At 61.0% G+C, this 14,359-nt stretch carries 11 protein-coding genes and 2 tRNA genes; 6 read left to right on the forward strand and 7 right to left on the reverse strand.

The window, feature by feature from the left end:
* Positions 1 to 456: 456 nt before the first annotated feature.
* Positions 457 to 1,608: a glycosyltransferase family 4 protein gene (locus LDZ28_RS07805; protein ID WP_244825374.1), complete on the reverse strand. Its 1,152-nt coding sequence runs from the start codon at positions 1,606 to 1,608 to the stop codon at positions 457 to 459.
* Between the two features lie 123 nt (positions 1,609 to 1,731).
* Positions 1,732 to 2,256, reverse strand: coding sequence for a GNAT family N-acetyltransferase (locus tag LDZ28_RS07810; protein WP_244825375.1), 525 nt, complete (start codon positions 2,254 to 2,256; stop codon positions 1,732 to 1,734).
* 422 nt (positions 2,257 to 2,678) lie between these two features.
* On the opposite strand from LDZ28_RS07810, the gene LDZ28_RS07815 reads away from it, so the two are divergent.
* The 3 genes from LDZ28_RS07815 (at position 2,679) to LDZ28_RS07825 (ending at position 6,871) form a co-directional block, all read left to right on the forward strand.
* The gene (locus tag LDZ28_RS07815) at positions 2,679 to 3,719 is read left to right on the forward strand and encodes a DUF1839 family protein (protein WP_244825376.1); all 1,041 of its coding nucleotides are present in this window, start codon (positions 2,679 to 2,681) and stop codon (positions 3,717 to 3,719) included.
* 975 nt (positions 3,720 to 4,694) lie between these two features.
* Positions 4,695 to 5,441 (forward strand): Crp/Fnr family transcriptional regulator, encoded by a 747-nt coding sequence (locus tag LDZ28_RS07820; RefSeq protein ID WP_244825377.1) that lies wholly within the window; start codon positions 4,695 to 4,697, stop codon positions 5,439 to 5,441.
* Between the two features lie 29 nt (positions 5,442 to 5,470).
* The gene (locus LDZ28_RS07825; protein WP_244828053.1) at positions 5,471 to 6,871 is read left to right on the forward strand and encodes an undecaprenyl-phosphate glucose phosphotransferase; all 1,401 of its coding nucleotides are present in this window, start codon (positions 5,471 to 5,473) and stop codon (positions 6,869 to 6,871) included.
* Between the two features lie 74 nt (positions 6,872 to 6,945).
* Here LDZ28_RS07825 and rpiA read toward each other — a convergent pair whose 3' ends face one another.
* The 5 genes from rpiA to rnr form a co-directional block, all read right to left on the reverse strand.
* Positions 6,946 to 7,638 carry a ribose-5-phosphate isomerase RpiA gene (rpiA, locus tag LDZ28_RS07830; RefSeq protein WP_244825378.1) on the reverse strand — a complete coding sequence of 231 codons (693 nt, stop codon included), beginning with the start codon at positions 7,636 to 7,638 and terminating at the stop codon, positions 6,946 to 6,948.
* Positions 7,639 to 7,694: 56 nt separating this feature from the next.
* A complete protein-coding gene (locus LDZ28_RS07835) occupies positions 7,695 to 8,090 on the reverse strand; it encodes a SirB2 family protein (RefSeq protein ID WP_244825379.1) in 396 nt (131 codons plus the stop codon).
* Position 8,091: 1 nt separating this feature from the next.
* Entirely contained in the window at positions 8,092 to 8,916 is an 825-nt protein-coding gene (locus tag LDZ28_RS07840; protein ID WP_244828055.1) for an N-acetylmuramoyl-L-alanine amidase, read from the reverse strand.
* A gap of 7 nt (positions 8,917 to 8,923) precedes the next feature.
* Positions 8,924 to 9,667, reverse strand: a complete 744-nt coding sequence (gene rlmB, locus LDZ28_RS07845) for a 23S rRNA (guanosine(2251)-2'-O)-methyltransferase RlmB (RefSeq protein WP_244825380.1) — start codon at positions 9,665 to 9,667, stop codon at positions 8,924 to 8,926.
* 99 nt (positions 9,668 to 9,766) lie between these two features.
* Complete coding sequence (gene rnr / locus LDZ28_RS07850; RefSeq protein WP_244825381.1) at positions 9,767 to 12,229, reverse strand: ribonuclease R; 2,463 nt, start codon at positions 12,227 to 12,229, stop codon at positions 9,767 to 9,769.
* Positions 12,230 to 12,484: 255 nt separating this feature from the next.
* On the opposite strand from rnr, the gene LDZ28_RS07855 reads away from it, so the two are divergent.
* The 3 genes from LDZ28_RS07855 (at position 12,485) to LDZ28_RS07865 (ending at position 14,326) form a co-directional block, all read left to right on the forward strand.
* A tRNA-Leu gene (locus tag LDZ28_RS07855) sits at positions 12,485 to 12,571 on the forward strand.
* Between the two features lie 137 nt (positions 12,572 to 12,708).
* Positions 12,709 to 12,795, forward strand: a tRNA-Leu gene (locus LDZ28_RS07860).
* Between the two features lie 310 nt (positions 12,796 to 13,105).
* Positions 13,106 to 14,326, forward strand: a complete 1,221-nt coding sequence (locus LDZ28_RS07865; protein ID WP_244825382.1) for an MFS transporter — start codon at positions 13,106 to 13,108, stop codon at positions 14,324 to 14,326.
* Positions 14,327 to 14,359: the final 33 nt, after the last annotated feature.

Consider the following 14,359-nt stretch of genomic DNA (forward strand, 5'->3'; position numbering starts at 1 on the left):
TGTGTTCGTCGTGAACACGCTGTTTGCTCAGAGGCGCCGAGGCACGGCGACAACCGACTGGTCCGGTCGTCGTGCCTGATACGTTGCGTCTTCGTTGCACCGAAAACCAGTTGGGAATTTCCTGACAGGGTATTCCCTCTGACGGGGTGCAATCGCCACGTCGCCGCCCTTCTTGCTGCATGCCCTGAGTGCTGCACTCGCGCCGCGCGCGCGCCAGCATTCGTCAGGGAAACTGAAGAATGGCGACGTCGCAGCGCGGCGCGAGCGTTTTTTTGCGGTCCGTCCGAAATGCGAACCGGTCATGCAAGCATTTGAGCAAGCATCTCGTATGCGTTCTGTGCGACCGCGAACGCTCGCCCGATTCGATACCCCTTTTGTATGACACTCGCGCGCTTTATGCGGTACGTATGCGCGTTTTCGTCGTGCACCACTTAGTTCATTCGTCGGTCTATTCGCTCATACGGCGCCATCGCGCGCGCGCGTGCGACGCGGGCCGACCGGCATCGCACGCGGCCGTTGCGAAGCGCGTTCCGCGAGCGTTTCCTGATAGATCGTCAGGTATTCGTTGCTTACGCGCTCGACTGAAAGCTGATGCAGATTCTGTCGCGCGCGCGCCGACAGTTGGCCGCGCGCCTGCGAGTCGAGCAGCAGCCAGCGCAGTTTCGCCGCCGCCTCGGCCGAATTGCCATCGGGCACGAGCACGCCCGCCGCGCCGCCATCGAGTAATTCGGGGATACCGCCGATACGCGTGGCAACGATCGCGCACCCTGCCTCGCGCGCCTCGGCGATCACGAGCGGACTCGGGTCCTGAAGCGACAGCAACGCGAAGACATCGGCTTCGGCGAGATACGGACGCGGGTCCGCAACAAAGCCGGTGAAATGCACCGTCGCGCCCAGATCCAGCTCGGCGGCGAGCGTTTCCATTGCGCCGCGATCGGGCCCGTCGCCCACCAGGTACAGATGCGGCTCCGGTATGAATTCCCGGTCGTGCATCGATTGCTCGCGCAACAGCGCGAATGCATGCAGCAAATCGGTAATACCCTTTCTTCGATACATCCCCGCCACGCAAACCACGTTCGGATGCTTCAAACGCAGGGGTTTCGGCGCGGGACGGCACACGAGCCGCGGCGCGCCTATCGCACCATTGCGCACGACCGAAAGCCGCTCGGCCCCGATACCGCGCGCGACGAGATCCTTCGCGACCGCATCGCTCACGGCGACCATGCGATCGCCCGAGCGCACCAGCGACGCGCTCTTCTGCAATTCATGGTGCACGGTCGTGACGAGCGCGAAGCGGCGGCGCATGCTGCCAAAGCGCGAGATCAATGCGCCCGTCATCATGTGCGCGTGCACGATATCGGGATCGAATCGGTCGATAAGGCGATTGAAGCCCGCGATCATCGACGGGACGCGCCAAGGCTGGCGCGACTGTTGCAACGGAATATGCGTGATGCCGTGACGTCGCAAAAGCGGCTCGAATCCGCCGCCGGATGACGCCACGATTACCTCCTGCCCCATGCGCGCCTGCATGCAGGCGAGATCCACCATCATGTTGACGGTGCCGTTGCCAATCGTCTGTGCGTGGTTGGCTAGATGGACTATTCGCATGTGGGTTCGGCACGCGCGACCTTGGTCGGCCCGCGTGTCCTGGATTGCCTTTCGTTTTTACAGCGTGGAATTCGTTGGATCGCGCGCGCCGCCTTTACGGCCAAGCAGCGCGCGCAAAGCTGCTTACAGCAACTCGTAGGTATTGGCGTGCAGTTGCGCCTTGCTGGCGCTCGCCGTTTCGCGCGCCGTCTGACGGCTCTTTCGCGTCAGACCGATGTACGGCATGCCGTGTTCGAGGAACGGACCTTCGGTCTTGCGAAAGCCGAACGCTTCGTAAAAGCCGCGCAGACTCACAGGCGCCGTGAGGCGCACGCCGCGTCCGGGCCAACGTTCCGCGGTCACTTCGAGCACGCGTTCGATGAGCGCATGCGCCGTGCCGTCGCCGCGACGCAGCGGGCTCGTCAAGATCTTGTCGACGACGACTTCCGGGTCTTCGGCGTCGCCTTCGTGAATGCGCGCATAGGCGAGCACGGGCATCGAACGAGTCATGTCTTCGGCTGCGAAGACATGCACGCCGCTTTCATCGCGGCCATCGGGATCGAGGTGCACATGCGACTGTTCGACGACGAACACCGCACTGCGTGCGCGCAGAATCAGATAAAGCTCTCGCGCAGTGAGCTGTTCGAAATCAAGGGCTTTCCAGTTCATCGTTTTATTCTCCATGCTCGGGCCGGATAAAACCGGCGTGGCGACCATCACACGTTACGTCCCGGTGAGCCAACATTCCGTGCGGCGGCGCACCGACGATAGCCCTTGCAGCCCCGTCAAATAAGGCCAACCGCACGCAAGGCGTCTCGGGGAAAAAGACGCCTTCGAACCTAAAACCGCATACACGGGCCGCGATGCACCGTTCGCCGCCCATAAGTGCATGCAACCGTGCACCCGGCGCGATTTCGTGCATTCGCATGCACCGATAGCGCTCGCTTCATGCGGCACCTTCATGGGAAAATCGAGATGCTTACCGCCGTCGACCGCGACTCGGGCGCGCAAAAAAACGAAAGCAAAAATGACTGCATGCCCGACCGCACGGGCGGTATCGGACGCCGTCCTTACTGCTCAGAGGTCAACGCATGAACGCGTTCCACACCGGCGGTGTGACGGGTTCCGACGCAGGCCGTTCGCGCGTCGTGCAACTCGACCCCTTGCGCCTGCGCGCGCGGCGGCATCACGCGCATGCGTTGCATCGTGGCGAGCGCATCTGGCGCGACGGCGCGGGACCCGTCGATCTCTGGATCGAGCTTCTGCATGGCAATGGTCTCGAACCGCGCGCGGCACTCGCGTATAGCGTCGCGCAAGACTTCGAGGACGACCAGTTCACGCTCGGCCGCATGACACCGGAAGACATCGAAAAGCTTTACGGCCTGCAAGTGCAGGAGCTTTCGATCTTCCATTCGCTCGAAGAACGCGCGCTCGTGCAGACGCGCCGCGCAAACACCGTGCTGATCGAAACGGATGCGTTCTTCTTGCCCGACACGCGGTCGGCTTCTTACCATCGCGAGCATGCGAAGACGACTATCGGCATCGATGTGATCGATCCCAATGCGCGGCGTCTCGGCTACTTTCATCACACGGGCTACCATCTGCTCGATGGCGATGACTACAACGGCGTGCTGGGCTTGCCCGCCAGCGACGCAAGCACGTTGGCCGCGACACTTTTCCCGCATGTCGAGTTCGTCAAGCGTGTACGTGAACCGCTTACCGGAACGGCCCTGGCGGAAGCATCGGCCGATCTGTTGTGCGCGCATTTGCTGCGACGTCCTTTGCACAATCCGATCACGCGCTGGCGTGCTGCCTTTCCCGAACATGTCGATGCCATGCTCGCGCGCGGTGACGCTTACACGCAGCTCTACTTCGCAAACGTAATGCGACAGCTCGGCGCGAACTTCGAACTGCTTGCGCACTACCTGCAATGGATGCGCGAGCAAGGCTTCGACATACCCGTGCAAACGCATACCAGCGCCCGCAAGATCGCAAGCGAGACCATGGTCATGCAATGCCGTCTCGCTCGCTCGCTTTCACGACACCATCACGAGCTTTGCGAAGCCTCTTTCGATGTTCTCGAAGATGCGTATTCGCGCGTAGTGCCGCCTCTCGCCGCTATAGTCTGTTGAACATTTCATAGCATGATTCATGAGATGCGCCCTTTGCGGCGCCCTCATTTCGAGCCTTATTTCAAGGGGTTTTCTGCTTGCTCCAATCTCTCGGCGACATGGCACGCCAAGTGTGTTAGTCAAATCTCACGCTGCTTTGCGCTGTGTTCAACGCTTCACGCGACACACAAGCGCTCGAAGTTGTCCTCGATGAAACATTTCTGAATTCTTCCCTCCGCGTAATTCGGCGTTGTCGCAAAGCACCAAACCATCAATTGTCACGCAAACGTTTTACGCTGAATCATCGTGATGAGGTTCGTTGAAGCATGCTGTGCAAGCCTCGTATGGGCCGATGTAAGCCATCACGGCCGACATGAAGATCGTTCACCGTGATGCTTATCGCGTGAGGTTTCCATATCGCGCAAGAGCCGCAACGTTTTGCCCTTGAACGCGAATCACGACCATGCACGGCTTGCATGGCGCAAAGACATACGCAGCAAGGCTTTGCGGATAAGCAAGCGAATCATCCACGAATGCACGTTCGCTTGCCCACGAAGCCGATGGAACACGGATGAATCAATTTTCAAACTCCCTACGAAAGAAGGAAGGTTTGCAACCTGATGTCTCCCCAAGAGCCCTGTCGCGCGGTAATGCGATATGACCAATCCTTCATTCGGGGGGATCGCAACAATGCTACGTATTGGGTCGCATACGTATTCCTAAGACCAGCAATGTTCAAAACTGAAACAAAAATGCTTCGCTGCACTGCATCACAAACGGCGGATTTGCACTGAGGCCCCGCCCACATTGACGCTCGCCGCATTGGCACAGTCCTCGCTAAAAGAGTGTCGCCACCCGATCGACGCAATCAACCAAATCAACTCATGCGCGACACAGGAGCTACGGGGCTGATGTGAAGGACGGAATGTGTTGGATAACGTTCACATCAGTAAATAAAAGAGTGAAGCGCACTGCGCGAGCTACGAGAGAACAACCATGCTGACCCTCCAGTCCGACCTGCACGGCAACCATTTGCTTGGCGCGCTTCCGGCGCACGAATGGCAAGCACTGACTCCGCATCTCGAGCTCGTTCAACTGCGCACCGAACAACTGCTGTGCGATTCCGGCCAGCGCATTCATCACGTCTATTTCCCGACGACGGCCATCATCTCGTTGCTGCATACCATGGAAGATGGCGGTTCCGTCGAAATCGCGGCGGTCGGCCGCGAAGGCATGACGGGCGTGCCGGTGCTCACGGGCGGCGAAACCATGCCGACGCGCGTGCAAGTGCAGTGCCCCGGCTTCGCGTATCGCATGAGCGCGCAAGCGCTGCGCGACCAGTTCGCGCGTTCCGACTTCCTGCGCCGCCTGATGCTTCTCTATATGCAAGCGCTGCTCACGCAAGTCGCGCAGACGGCCGCATGCAACCGCCATCATTCGCTCAATAAGCAACTTTGCCGCTGGCTTCTGATCGAAATCGATCGTACGGCGTCCAACGAACTACAAGTGACGCAACAATTAATTGCCGATATGCTGGGCGTACGCCGTGAAGGCGTGACCGAAGCAGCCGGCAAGCTGCACGATGCGGGCCTCATCCATCACAGCCGCGGCTGTATCAAGGTGGTGGACCGCGAAGGGCTCGAAGCCCGCGCCTGCGAGTGCTACGGCCTCGTGAAGCGTGAATTCGACCGCCTGCTGCCGCGCATGCGCGTGCAGGAAAACGTCTCCGTTCCCAGCGCCTGATAATGCAGATGCAAACTAAAAATCGCGATATGTTCGCCCGCTCGGCACGTTGTCTCGACGTGTTCCTGATCATCGCAGGCGGGGTGATTGCGCACTTCATGCGCTTCTCCTCGCTCGATTTCAGCGATGTCGAAAAGTTGCTGATCGCGTTCAATTGCGTGCTCGCCCTCTTGCTGTTTCCGGCGTTCGGCGTGTACGAAGCCTGGCGCGGCAAGCCGTTGCCGGTGATGCTCGCACGCGTGACGCTCGCCTGGGTCGCGGTGGCGGCGGCGGCGCTTTTGCTGGCGTTCACGCTGCATCGGATGGATCTGGTCTCGCGTCTGTGGTTCGCTTATTCCACGCTGATTTCCGGCGCGTTGATCGTCGTCGCGAAGTGCGCGGTCTATCTGAGCCTTAGAGCCATGCGTGGCCGCGGCTTCAACCAGCGCACCGTGGCTATCGTCGGCGCGCAGGGTTTCGCGCGCACCTTGCTCGCGCACCTCAGCAGCACGCCCGAACAGGGTTTTACGCCGGTCTGCCTGCTCGATACGACCGGCGACGAGGAATTGCACGCGAGCGGCGTAGGCAGCACGCTGGGCGCTTCCATGCGCATGCCGGTGCTCAACGACTTCGACGAACTCGTCGAGAAAGTGCGCCGCGAAGAGATCAACGAAGTGTGGCTCGCGCTGCCGCTTTCGCAAGAGCACACCATCTACCGCTTCGTTCACGCGCTGCGCCATGACTTCGTGAATCTGCGTTTGATTCCAGACACCCGCAGCATCTCGCTCTTCAATCATTCGATGACGGATGTCGCCGGGCTCGCCACCATCAACCTGACGACCTCGCCGGTCAGCACGCTGCAAATGTGGCCGAAGATGCTGTTCGACCGCCTGTTCGCGGCCGCCGCACTCTTGGCGCTGTCGCCGCTCATGATCGGCATATCGATCGCGGTGAAGGCTACCTCGAAGGGACCGGTTTTCTTCACGCAGAACCGCAAGGGCGCTGACGGACGGCCGTTCCGCATCTACAAGTTCCGTTCGATGGCCGTGCACAAGGAAACGAGCGGCCATGTGACCCAGGCAACGCGCAACGACCCGCGTGTGACGAAGATCGGTGCATTCCTGCGCCGCACGAGTCTGGACGAGCTGCCGCAGTTCCTGAACGTACTGTTCGGACATATGTCGGTGGTGGGCCCGCGCCCGCACGCGCTCGAACACGACGACTTGTACAAGGATCTCGTCTACGGTTATATGTTCCGTTACCGCATCAAGCCGGGCATTACGGGTTGGGCGCAGGTGAACGGCTATCGTGGCGCGACCGAAAAAGTCGAGAAGATGCAGAGCCGCGTGAAGTTCGACCTGTTCTATATCCACAACTGGTCGTTCTGGTTCGACATCAAGATCGTCGCGATGACCATGTTCAAGGGCTTTATCGGACGTAACGCGTTCTGATTTTGCCTTTGGATAAATATGGCCCGGACATTCCGGGCCATTTTTGTTTGAGCGCGCCGGCTTGGAGCGGTTTTTTATGCCGCGTAGTCGATACGTTCGACGCCCTTCTCCGTGCCCAGCAAACACACATTCGCGCCGCGCGCCGCGAACAGTCCGACGGTCACGACGCCCGGCCACGCGTTGATCCGCGCTTCGAGCGCGCGCGGGTCGGTGATGGAAAGCCCTTTCACGTCGATGATCTCGTTGCCGTTGTCCGTGATGAAGGGTGAACCGTCCAGCGTCACGCGCACGATCGGCACGCCCCCGAGCGTCACGAGCTTGCGGCCGATAGCCGTGCGCGCCATCGGCACGACTTCGACGGGCAGCGCGAACTTGCCCATCACGTCGACGCGCTTGCTTGCATCGGCGATGCACACGAACACGTCCGACACCGACGCGACGATTTTCTCGCGGGTGAGCGCGCCGCCGCCGCCCTTGATCATCGCGCCGCTGCCGTCGATTTCATCGGCGCCGTCCACGTACACGGGCAAGCTTTCGATTTCGTTGAGATCGAACACCTTGAAGCCATGCGCTTCGAGGCGCGCCGTGGTCGCGAGCGAACTCGATACCGCGCCGCGATAACGCGCTTTCGACTTTGCGAGCGCATCGATGAAGCAATTGGCGGTCGACCCCGTGCCAACGCCGATGATGCAGCCTTCGGGCGCCTGCGCGTCGACATAATCGGCGGCGGCCTGGCCGACCAGTTGCTTGAGTTCGTCCTGAGTCATGATGGTGTTGCTGCTTTCGAGGTGAGAATTCGAGTCCAAGGGAGCATCTTGCTCCGCTAAGCGAACGCGTGCAGGAAACCGAGCGGATCGTGCGTGCGCGCCACCGAAGCGATGAACGCGAAGACGACGATGGCGAGCACGCCGAAGATTGCCCGCGAGGTTTTGGTGCGGCCGCGTTTGAGCGCAAACGTCCCGAGCACGATATAGACGACGAGGCCCGCGATCTTCGCTGCGAGCCATGCGGCATTCGCGTCGAAGCCGATGATGACGACGAGCGCGATGGCCGAGACGAGCAGCACGGTATCGACGATATGCGGGACGATTTTTACCGCGCGCTTTTGCAAGAGACGCGAATCCGCGAGCATCCAGATCCAGCGCAGCAAGAAACCGGCGATGCTCAGTCCCGCGCAGGTCATATGGAGCGCGCGAAGCGGCAGAAAGTAGTCGCTCATGTCAGGGCAAATATTTGTCGATGAGCGCGGACGCGATAGCGTCGCTTTCGGCATCCGCGTCGCCCGCGTAGTCCGACGGGCGAAAGTGCATCTGGAACGCGCCGAAGACGCGGCGCGTTTTTTCGTCGAGGACACCGTCGGTGGCGACATCGTAGCCGTAACGTTTGAGCTTTTCCTGAAGCGCGCGGACATCCGTGGGCGCCTTCGGCGCACGGCCGGCGAGATGCGCGGCGACCGTGGCATCGTCGGGCCATGCGCCGATGCCCGCCTGGTAAAGCGTGTGCCACGGAAAAAGCGGACCGGGATCGATCTTGCGTTGCGGTGCGATATCGCTATGGCCGACGACGCGCGTCGGCGGAATGCGATAGCGCGTGACGATATCGCGCGACAGTTCGATGAGCGCGTCGATCTGCGCGCGCGGATAAGGTTGCCATCCGCGGCCGGACGGCGTGTCAATGGGCCCGAGATTCACGTTCTCGATCCCGATGGACGAAGCGTTGAGTTCCGTCGCGCCTTGCCAGTAACTCAGCCCGGCGTGCCACGCGCGCTGGTCTTCCGGCACGAGTTGATAGACGACCGGCTCGCCTCGTTCGATACGCGGGGCATCGGGGACGACGTAATGCACGCTCACTTGATCGCCGGTCAGGACCGAGAGAGACTTCGCTTCGTCGATCTCGGTGTAGTGCATGACGAGAAAGCGCACGCGGGAGTCGGCGCCTTTTGCGTGGTACTGAGTGTCGGCGAGGTAGGTGCCGCGGTCGATCATGGTGGTGGTGCAGGCGGTGAGCGCACAGGCGCAGATCAGGGCGGTCAGGCGGGACAACATTGGCACGCTACTTCTTCACACTTCTCTGCCGCACGGCCTCGAATAAACAAACCCCGCTCGCCACGGACACATTGAGACTTTCCACGGCGCCGGCCATCGGGATATTCATGATCTCGTCGCACGTCTCGCGCGTGAGACGGCGCATGCCTTCGCCTTCCGCGCCCACCACAATAGCCACCGGGCCGTCCAGCTTCGTTTCAAAGAGACTCGCTGACGCTTCGCCCGCCGTGCCGATCACCCACACGCCCGCATCCTTCAATTCGCGCAGCGCGCGCGCCAGATTCGTCACGGTGATGTACGGCACGCTGTCCGCCGCGCCGCTCGCCACCTTCGCCGCCGTTGCGTTCAGCCCGGCGGAACGGTCGCGCGGCGCGATCACGGCATGCGCGCCCGCCGCATCGGCGACACGCAGACACGCGCCGAGATTATGCGGATCGGTGACGCCATCGAGCACCAGCAGAAGCGGCGTGCCGGTCACGCCATCGAGCAATTCGGCCAGATTCTGCGCGAGCGGCAAGTCTTGCCCGCGCGCCACCACGCCCTGATGCTGAATGGTGCCCGCGAGCCCGAACAAGCGCGATTCCTCGGCTGCGATCAGGCGAACGCCCGCTTCCTTCGCGGTCCGCAGAAAATCCTGCATGCGCCGGTCCTTGCGCGAAGGGTCGTACAAGACCTCTTCGATCGACGATGCATCCGCACGCAAACGCGCGGTCACTGCGTGAAAACCGTATAGAACCTTGAGACGTGACATGACTGATCCAAACCTTCGTGAAATCCATAAAAGCATGACGCGGTCCGAAGCTCGTGGCGTCGGACCGCGCGATTGCCAGCTAGCGCCCTGAAGCGCGTCTTATCGTTTCTTGCGCGCCGGCCTGCCCTGCGCCGATGACTTCGACGCCACGCCACGCTTTCTGGCCGCGCCACCGCGCGTGGCCGACGCCACCGCCGCGCCCTTTTTCGTGCCGCCACGCGTACGCGTGCCGGTGACGTCGTCGTCGAAAGCGCGGATGCGCGGACCGCCCGCATCGCCGCCCGATGCATGCTCGGCGCCCGCATTCGCGGACGGACGCGGCGCCGGCGGCTTCACCGGCGTGTCGCGCACGAGACGGAAGTCGATCTTGCGCGCATCGAGATCGACGCGGCCCACCTGCACGCGCACACGATCCGACATGCGATACCGGATACCCGTGCGTTCGCCGCGCAGTTCGTTCTTGATCTCGTCGTACTGGAAGTAATCCGAGCCCAGTTCGGTGATATGCACGAGCCCTTCGATGAACAGCGAATCGAGTTGCACGAAGATGCCGAACGACGTCACGCCGTTCACCATGCCGCCGTATTCCTCGCCGAGCTTGTCGCGCATGAAATAGCACTTGAGCCAGGCTTCGACATCGCGAGAGGCTTCATCGGCGCGACGTTCGTTCGACGAACAATGCAGCCCGAGTTCTTCCCAAATCGCGACGTTGTTGCGCGAACGGCCGCGCGACTGATCGTCGTTCTTCTGCATCTCGCGCGCGGCTTTCGTGAGGCCGGTGCTAAGCGATGTGTCGTGACCCACTTCGGGCAGATACTTCTTGCCCTGCAAAATGGCGTAAATGGCGCGATGCGTGAGCAAGTCGGGATAGCGGCGAATCGGGCTCGTGAAGTGCGCGTACGCTTCGTAAGCCAACCCGAAGTGACCGATGTTGTCCGGGCTATACACCGCTTGCTGCATGGAGCGCAGCACCATCGACTGGAGCATCTGCGCGTCGGGCCGGTCGCGAATCTGAGCGATCAGCGCAGCGTAATCGCTTGCGTGAGGCTTCGCGCCGCCCGTGAGCGTGAGACCGACGCCACGCAGGAACGTGCGCAGGTTTTCGAGCTTCTCCTCGGTGGGTCCCGCATGCACGCGGTAGAGGCCCGGATGCTTGTTGCGCTTCAAAAAGTCCGCCGCGCAGACGTTGGCCGCCAGCATGCATTCCTCGATCAGCCGATGCGCGTCGTTACGATGACGCGGCACGATCTGCTCGATCTTGCCCTGCGAGTTGACGACGATATACGTCTCGGTGGTGTCGAAATCAATTGCGCCGCGCTTCTGACGCGCGGCGTGCAGCGCCTTGTAGACGCCGTAGAGATCCTGCAATTGCGGCAGGATCTCGGCGCGGCGCGCGGCTTCCGGTCCCTTGGTGTTCGTGAGCACCGCGGCGACTTCGGTGTAGGTGAGACGCGCGGCCGAATGCATCACGCCAGGATAAAACTGATATGCCTTGATTTCGCCGCGCGCGGTGATGACCATGTCGCACACGAGCACGCAACGGTCGACGTCCGGGTTCAGCGAACACAAGCCGTTCGAGAGCTTTTCCGGCAGCATCGGGATCACGCGACGCGGAAAATACACCGACGTGCTGCGGTCGAGCGCGTCGACATCGAGTGCTTCGTTCGGGCGCACGTAATGCGACACGTCCGCAATCGCCACGAGCAGCCGGAAGCCCGAACCGCGGCCCACGGAGATGGGCTCGCAATACACGGCATCGTCGAAGTCGCGGGCGTCTTCGCCGTCGATCGTGACGAGCGGCACATCGCGCAAGTCCACGCGATGGCGTATGTCCACCGGACGCACTTCGTCGGGCAGCTTCGCGGCGGCGGCAAGCGCGGCATCGCTGAATTCGTGCGGCACACCGTACTTGCGCACGGCGATCTCGATCTCCATGCCGGGATCGTCGATATCGCCGATCACCTCGGCCACGCGGCCGAGCGGCTGCGAATGACGGCTCGGGAAATCGGTGAGATCGACGGACACCACTTGCCCGACCTTCGCCTTCTTCGGGTTCTGCGTGATGAGAATGTCGTGACCGATGCGCTTGTCTTCCGGCACGAGAATCAACGCGCCATTCTCGTTGATGAGCCTACCGATGATGCGCTTGTTCGCGCGGTCCGTGACCTCGACGATATGCCCTTCCGGCCGGCCGCGCCGGTCGAAGCCGACGATGCGCGCAAGCACGCGGTCATTGTGCATGACCTTCTGCATTTCGCCGTTGGGAAGGAAGAGATCGTCCTGGCCGTCGTCGCGGATCAGGAAGCCGAAGCCATCGCGATGACCTTGCACGCGGCCTGCAACGAAGTTCGAAGGATGCGTGAGCTGGTAGTGACCGCGCTTGTCGAGGCGGATTTGCCCGTCGCGTTCCATGGCCGCCAGTCGCTTGAAAAATCCTTCGCGCTCCTGGCGCTTGATCGACAATGCCTCGGCGATGTCGTTCGCGGCATGCGGAGTCTCGCTCGTGCGCAGCACGCCGAGAATCTCTTCGCGGCTGGGAATCGGATACGGATATTTGCTCAAGGGCTTGATCGTCTTTCTTCTCGTTTAGATGGACTTTCGCGGAACTTTGCAGCCTTCAATGGCGGGCATCGTTGCGAGTCATTCTAACACCCGTATTCGGGCCCTCATGAGGCTCGCAGGCGCTTGAGCATGCCGCGGCGAGGATCACGCTCGCGCTGCGAATCGTCGAATGGAAATGCTTGACAGACGCAATCCGGTCGATATAATGGCGTTCTTTGCTGCTCACGAAGCACAAAACGCAGTACACGCACCCTTGCCCAGGTGGCGGAATTGGTAGACGCACTAGGTTCAGGTCCTAGCGGTGGCAACACCGTGGAGGTTCGAGTCCTCTCTTGGGCACCAAGATGTTTAAAAAAGCCACCTTCGGGTGGCTTTTTCTTTTTATGCGGAAGTCCTGCTTCCGGCGGCGCCCCATAAAAGCGCAGTTGGTTGACACGGCGACCGTTACCGCTAGAATAGCGGGCTCGCTGTACCCCTTGGCCCAGGTGGCGGAATTGGTAGACGCACTAGGTTCAGGTCCTAGCGGTGGCAACACCGTGGAGGTTCGAGTCCTCTCCTGGGCACCAAGGTCTCTTTCAGCGTTTTTGCAAACAACCCCACGAATCAACGCGTGGGGTTTTTTGTTTCTGCGCCTTTTCTTTTCAAATCCTATTCAACTTTCTTACGTCGTCTATTCGATCTTCTGTTGAATCGAATCGATTCGAATCATTCGCGCTTACGATCACGATTTAATCGCGCTTATTCGTGCCACGCACTTTCTTGACCTCCTGCAGCTAATTAAACACGGGCGTACACTCAGCGTGCCTGCGGCCCTGCCTGTCCGGCCTCGCCGCTCGCCAGGCAAGCCAATCAATTAATCGAACGGAGACCACGGCAATGAGTTGGACGCGCGAACAACGAAACGTAACGATTGCGGCTTACCTGGGCTGGACACTCGACGCATTCGACTTCTTTCTGATGGTCTTCATATTGAAGGACATCGCCGCCGAATTTAATACCGGCATTCCCAAGGTGGCCTTTGCCATTACGCTTACGCTGGCGGCACGTCCGCTTGGCGCGTTGATCTTCGGGCGGCTTGCGGACAAATTCGGCCGCCGTCCGACATTGATGATCAACATCGCGATTTATTCGCTGCTCGAATTGCTCTCGGGTTTATCGCCGAATCTCACGACTTTGCTGATCTTGCGCTTTCTCTTCGGCGTCGCGATGGGTGGCGAATGGGGCGTCGGCTCCGCGCTAACGATGGAAACCGTGCCGCCTTCCTCGCGCGGCTTCGTCTCGGGCTTGCTGCAGGCGGGATATCCGAGCGGCTACTTGCTCGCGTCGATCGTATTCGGCGTGCTTTATCAGTTCGTCGGCTGGCGCGGGATGTTCTTTGTCGGCGTCGCGCCCGCGCTGCTCGTGCTCTATGTGCGCGCGCACGTGCCGGAATCGCCCGCGTGGCGCGCGCTCGAAAAGCGCAAGCGGCCGGGTCTGCTCGCCACGCTCAAGCAGAACTGGAAGCTCTCGCTTTACGCGATCGTCCTGATGACCGCGTTCAACTTTTTCTCGCATGGCACGCAGGATCTGTATCCGACCTTCCTGCGCGAACAGCATCATTTCGACCCGCACACGGTTTCGCTGATTACCATCGTGCTCAATATCGGCGCGATTGTCGGCGGACTCTTTTTCGGGTCGCTTTCCGAGAAGATCGGACGGCGCGTGGCGATTTTTATCGCCGCGCTGATCGCGTTGCCGGTTCTGTATTTATGGGCGTTCTCGACAGGCCCGGTGATGCTCGCTATCGGCGCGTTCCTCATGCAGATTTCCGTGCAGGGCGCGTGGGGCGTGATTCCAGTGCATCTGAACGAGATTTCGCCGGATGAGATTCGCGCGACGTTTCCGGGGCTCGTTTATCAGCTCGGCAACCTGCTGGCGGCCGTCAATGCGACGATGCAGGCATCGATTGCCGAGGCCCACGGCAAGGACTACGGCACGGCAATGGCGATCGTTGCGGGAACCGTCGCTGTCGTGATCGCCGCGTTGATCTTCTTCAGCCGCGAGCGTAGGGGTATCGATATGACGCGCTCGGCGGAGGAAGTGGCGGCGCAAACTTAAGCGAGCCATCGGGCGCCACAAGCTATTTTAGAG

This window comes from Caballeronia sp. TF1N1 (assembly GCF_022878925.1).
GTDB lineage: Bacteria > Pseudomonadota > Gammaproteobacteria > Burkholderiales > Burkholderiaceae > Caballeronia.

Bases quoted from the DNA above. Each gene is read 5' to 3' on its own strand.
- LDZ28_RS07805 (WP_244825374.1), bottom strand. From the start codon at position 1,608: ATGCGAATAGTCCATCTAGCCAACCACGCACAGACGATTGGCAACGGC.
- LDZ28_RS07810 (WP_244825375.1), bottom strand. From the start codon at position 2,256: ATGAACTGGAAAGCCCTTGATTTCGAACAGCTCACTGCGCGAGAGCTT.
- rlmB (WP_244825380.1), bottom strand. From the start codon at position 9,667: ATGTCACGTCTCAAGGTTCTATACGGTTTTCACGCAGTGACCGCGCGT.
- LDZ28_RS07865 (WP_244825382.1), top strand. From the start codon at position 13,106: ATGAGTTGGACGCGCGAACAACGAAACGTAACGATTGCGGCTTACCTG.
- LDZ28_RS07820 (WP_244825377.1), top strand. From the start codon at position 4,695: ATGCTGACCCTCCAGTCCGACCTGCACGGCAACCATTTGCTTGGCGCG.
- LDZ28_RS07835 (WP_244825379.1), bottom strand. From the start codon at position 8,090: ATGAGCGACTACTTTCTGCCGCTTCGCGCGCTCCATATGACCTGCGCG.
- LDZ28_RS07815 (WP_244825376.1), top strand. From the start codon at position 2,679: ATGAACGCGTTCCACACCGGCGGTGTGACGGGTTCCGACGCAGGCCGT.
- rpiA (WP_244825378.1), bottom strand. From the start codon at position 7,638: ATGACTCAGGACGAACTCAAGCAACTGGTCGGCCAGGCCGCCGCCGAT.
- LDZ28_RS07840 (WP_244828055.1), bottom strand. From the start codon at position 8,916: ATGTTGTCCCGCCTGACCGCCCTGATCTGCGCCTGTGCGCTCACCGCC.
- LDZ28_RS07825 (WP_244828053.1), top strand. From the start codon at position 5,471: ATGTTCGCCCGCTCGGCACGTTGTCTCGACGTGTTCCTGATCATCGCA.